The sequence below is a fragment of the Candidatus Eisenbacteria bacterium genome (assembly GCA_016867495.1).
GTDB lineage: Bacteria > Eisenbacteria > RBG-16-71-46 > CAIMUX01 > VGJL01 > VGJL01.
This window is the reverse complement of record VGJL01000197.1, coordinates 1-4656: the sequence shown is the minus strand read 5'-3', so window position 1 is coordinate 4656 and position 4656 is coordinate 1. Positions and strand designations below refer to the sequence as shown.

At 65.6% G+C, this 4656-nt stretch carries 3 protein-coding genes; 1 reads left to right on the top strand and 2 read right to left on the bottom strand.

Annotated elements, in window-relative coordinates:
• A partial coding sequence (locus tag FJY88_12060; protein MBM3288068.1) for a HEAT repeat domain-containing protein occupies positions 1-959 on the bottom strand: 959 nt, incomplete at its 3' end.
• 383 nt (positions 960-1342) lie between these two features.
• Here FJY88_12060 and FJY88_12055 point away from each other — a divergent pair.
• The gene (locus FJY88_12055; GenBank protein ID MBM3288067.1) at positions 1343-3802 is read left to right on the top strand and encodes an AAA family ATPase; all 2460 of its coding nucleotides are present in this window, start codon (positions 1343-1345) and stop codon (positions 3800-3802) included.
• Here the strand turns inward: FJY88_12055 and FJY88_12050 are convergent.
• Positions 3772-4005, bottom strand: a complete 234-nt coding sequence (locus FJY88_12050) for a hypothetical protein (GenBank protein ID MBM3288066.1) — start codon at positions 4003-4005, stop codon at positions 3772-3774. The genes FJY88_12055 and FJY88_12050 overlap by 31 nt on opposite strands.
• Between the last annotated feature and the right edge of the window lie 651 nt (positions 4006-4656).

Genomic DNA, 4656 nt, shown 5'->3' with positions numbered 1-4656 from the left:
TCTTCACGAGTTCCGGGATGCCCTCCTCCGTCTCGAGGCGGATCGCCTTCAATGCTTCGGCCGCCGCCCGCCGGAACATCGTCGTCCTCATCCTTCAGCGCCTCCTCAAGCAAGGGAAGGGCTCCGACGGCTCGTCCGCCGAGGCGGCCGAGCATGGAGGCGGCATTCCAGCGGATGTCCGATTCCTTGTCTTTGAGCCACTCGATCAGGTAACCATACAGGTCTTCGTTCTCCGGCGCGATGATGGTCAGGGTGTGGGCAGCCAGAAAGCGGAACGTCTCATCAGCACCCTTCAGGATCTGGACGAGAGCCGCCGCGGCCTCTTCCGAGCCTTTGCCGGCCATCCCCATCCCCAGCCCAAGCATCGCTTGACTCCGTAGCCCGGCGTCCGCCCCCTTGTCGTTCATGATCTCGATCAGGATCGGGATCGCACTCGCATCGAATGCCTCGAAGAGAAAGAAGACCTTGGCTGCGCCCCGGAAGGCGGCGGCTGGATCCTTGGTTGACAAGGGGTCCATGTCATCGGCGGAGATCTTCGTGGCTTCGAGTAGGGCGCGGATCCCATCCGGGCCCATCCTCCCCAGCGTCCCAGCCACGGTCTTGAGGAAGAACTGCCGATCCGTCCCGAGGGCGCTCTCGCTGCCATCGAAGAGCGCGCACAAAGCCGGGATCGCGGCTTTGCCTTTCGGTCCCAACTCGCGGAGCGCCAGGAGGGCCATCACGCGAATGCGCCGATCCTCGTCCTTCAGCCCCGCCGTGAGGGATGAGACGGCGGGCTCACCGATCCCCACGATCGCCGAGATGGCGCGCCGGTTCACGTCATACTCGGGATTCTTGAAATCCTCCATCCACTCGGCGACCGTCCGCCCTTTGAAGGAAGGCTCTCCCCCGCCGCATCCAATCGAGAGAAGCGCCATGGGGATTCCGATGGCGAGCGCCCAACGCAAGCTCTTTCGCATCCCGGCACCTCCCGCGAGCGGTCGCGATACCTACATGACCGGCTAAGGTCATTGTCGCCTGGTTCATTGCACGGCGGAAGTTGGAGATTTTCCACAGCGGCTTCATACCTGACAACTCGTTCGGTCAAGAGGTGGGCTTCGAGGATGAATCGAGTAGGGACGGGGTGTCATTACCACACCAAGAATCATACCGAACAACTAGGAGTTTTAAGCCATTATGGCTGGCTAGTTTATGACTCCTTCTGCCAGACTTTCTCGTGCCATTTTGTTGTTGCGCTTCCGTTTCAGTTCCGGTATGCTTCCGTTCGGTTGGTCAGGCGTTCGCAGAGGTCCTCCGGCCCGAGCGGCCGGCCGCACAGGTCTGAGAGAACTGGAGGAGAGCCATGATCAGTCACGAGGTCCTGAATCCCAAGCTCCACCCGGAGAGGATCCGCGAGATCATCAAGTATGGCGCACGCCACGTCGGTGTGTGGGAGCGGGTGATATGCTTCTACCTCCTCCTGGTCAAGCGCAGACGCCTCTGGGAGGGCTGGGGCTTCCCGAGCTTCGAGAACTACGTGGAGAAGGATGTTCATCTCAGCGAACGGAAGCTCCGGATGTTCTTGGTCCTCGCCGAGGCGCTCGAGAACGTGCCGCGGCTGGACAAGGCGTTCGTCGACGGGGAGATCTGCTGGACGATCCTCTGCTACCTCGCGCCCATCGTCGAGCCCGGGACGATCGAGCAGTGGCTCGAGGACGTCAAGGGGATGACGACCCGCGAAGTCCGGGCCAGGACCCGCAAGGGGAAGAAGGGCGACCGGCCGAATGACCCGAAGAGGCTCCGGCAGGGGATGGTCCACTTCGAGATCCTCCTGCCCGGGCCCGTCTACGTCAAGTTCAAGCAGGCGCTCGACAGGATTGGGAAGCTCTCGGAGAAGAAGCTCTCGACGGTCGGACGGATCAAGGCCCTGGCCCAGCTCGCCATCGACTTCTCGCCCGACGGCACGATCAAGGGCTGGCGAAAGGACGTGGGCACCTGTCACCTCGCGATCGTGTATCACTCGTGCCCCACGTGCACGATGGCCTGGATCGAGACCGATGAGGGACGGGTGGAGATCCCCAAGGAGGTCCTGGAGCAGGTGAAGCGGGATGGCGGCGTCCTGACGATCGACGCTCCGGTCGATCCGGGGGAGGATGCGGTGGTTTTCTTCGGCGAGCGCGGCGAGATCCCGGAAGAGGACCGCGACCCGCCGGTGCCTCTCTGGATGCGGGTCCTCGTCATCGCACGAGCTGGAGGCCGGTGCATGATCTGCGGCTGCGATCATGACCTCATGTGCCATCACCTGAAGTCCCGGGGCAAAGGCGGGGCCACCGACTTCAACAACCTCATCTGCGTCTGCCATCGATGCCATCAGGCCATCCACAGCGGTCTGATGGTCGTCCGCATCCGCGACGGCGGACGGGTGGAGGCGCTCGACTCTGACGGAAACCCGCTCGACTCGCCGGGCGATCCGGCGAAGTCGGTCGGAACGTACACGGGACTGCCGTTCTCCGTCGCGATGCTAATGCAAGGAATTGACAAGCTTTGCGAAAACGGCGAGCGCTCGCCGCAGCCCGCTTCCAAGCCCGAGGAGAGCCCCTCGGATGCGCAGCCCGACGCGCACCCGGAGGAGCCCCCGGCCGAGCCGAAGCCGGTCCTCGCCCTGAAGGATCTCCCGAACGTGATGGGCGTCGAGGAGTTCCGCCGCATCCAGCCGCTCCTGGAGTGGGACACGGCGAAGAAGGGCCTGGTCTTCCACCCGGAGCGCGAGGCCGGCGTGTGCGAAGCGCCCGTGCAGCCGCTGGCCACGAGCCTGCGCCTCACCGATCCCAACCGCCCGACGTCGCTCGCCGAGGTCGTCGGCCAGAAGAAGACGGTCGAGTGGCTGGCCATCTGCGTGGAGGCGGCGAAACGGAGCGGCAAGCCCTTGCCGCACACGCTCCTGACGGGGCCTGCCGGCCTCGGCAAGACGACGATCGCCCGCCTCGTGGCGAAGGAGCTGGGCGTCGCCTACAGCGAGACGAGCGCGACGACGATCCGCACGCCCGCCCACTTCCTCGGCATGCTGGTGAACCTCCGCCCGCGCGATGTCCTCTTCGTCGATGAACTACACGGCCTCGATCCGACGTGTCAGGACTTCATCCTGAGCGCCCTGGAGGATCGGTTCGTCCGCCTCTCGATCTCGCAGGGGGCGTACACTCACGACGTGATGGTCCACCTCGATCCCTTCACGCTGATCGGCGCGACGACCAACCAGGCGGATCTCTCGAATCCGTTCCTCAGCCGGTTCAAGACCAAGCGCGAACTCGAGCCCTACAGCGTGGATGCGGTCGCCGAGATCCTCGCACGCGCCGCCGGACGCGCGGGCGATGGGATCGCGCCGGCGGCTCTCCTCGACCTGGCGGCGCGGTCCCGCGGCAACGCCCGCGAGGCGATCGGTCTCCTGGACGCGGCGCGGATCCTGGCCCAGGCGAGCGGAGCGAGCGTGATCTCCCAGGACATCGCCGCCCGGAGCGCGGAGCATCTGGGGATCGACGAGCACGGCCTGCGCGAGGAGGAGCGGCGCCTGATCGCGTTCCTCGTCTCGGAGCGCCGGGCGGTGGGCCTGCGGACGCTCGCCGATTCCCTCGGCATCGAGCAGAAGACCGTGCGCGACATCTACGAGCCGTACCTCGTCCGCACCGGCTGGATCCGCCGGACGCCGTGGGGCCGCAAGGCGACCGACAAGGCGATCGAATGGGCGATCGAGGCTGGCCTCGTCTCGGAGTCGACGCTCCCGGAACTCATGCATGCTCAGGCCGGTGCGCCGAGGAAGCCCTCGTGATAGAAGACCGGCTTGTAGCCCCGCTCGGTCACCCAGCGGATCGCCGTGTCGAGGCGCTCGCCGTGATCGGGGAGGTGGTTCGAGTAGAAGGGCCAGAAGTACTGCTCGTGGGTGAAGAGGTCCATGATCTCGGCGCGGTTCGAATCCGCGATGAGCGTCGCGGGCGACGCGTACTGGTAGGGGGCGCGCCGGCTCGTTCGCATGGGCGTGGAAGGCGAGGCGCAGCCAGTCCGCGTTGTCCTTCCACTCGCCCTTGTACCGGTCAGGGAAGGCGGGCAGAGAGAAGTCGGCGCCCGTCGTGTAGTAGATGTTGAGGACGAAGCGCGCGCCGTACTTCGCATGGAGATCGCGAAGGAGCTTGAGGTAGAAGCAATCGAAGAGGGACCCGTACTGTTTCTGTGCGATGTCGCGGAGGAAGAAGCTGTTGTCATCGATCGAGAAGCGGTAGCGCGGGAACGAGTGTCGGTCCCACACGACACAGATCCGGAGGCCTCCGTCCACCTCCGTCCCGTGACGCCGGTTGAGGACGGCGCCGTGGAAGGGCTCGGAGATCCGCATCGCCTCCGGCGCGCGGCCGTCCGGAGCACGGCGGTGAGATCCTTCTTCGGCGAGAGGTGTGCGTCGTCGATCGAGAACTCCGTGGTCTCCAACAGGGCGGGGACCCCCTCCTGTCCCATGCTGACCAGCGCGCCGGCCGCGGCCTTGAGGAGAGACTGCCCCGGGGTCCCGAAGGGGGTCGTGGACGGCGCGGATCGGAGGGCTGTACGGGGCCACCGCCCCGATCGACCAGATGCTACAGATCGAAGGGGGTCGTGGACGGCGCGGATCGGAGGGCTGTACGGGGCCACCGCCCC

Coding starts and splice junctions, on each gene's coding strand:
- FJY88_12055 (MBM3288067.1), top strand. CDS start 1,343: ATGATCAGTCACGAGGTCCTGAATCCCAAGCTCCACCCGGAGAGGATC.
- FJY88_12050 (MBM3288066.1), bottom strand. CDS start 4,005: ATGCGAACGAGCCGGCGCGCCCCCTACCAGTACGCGTCGCCCGCGACG.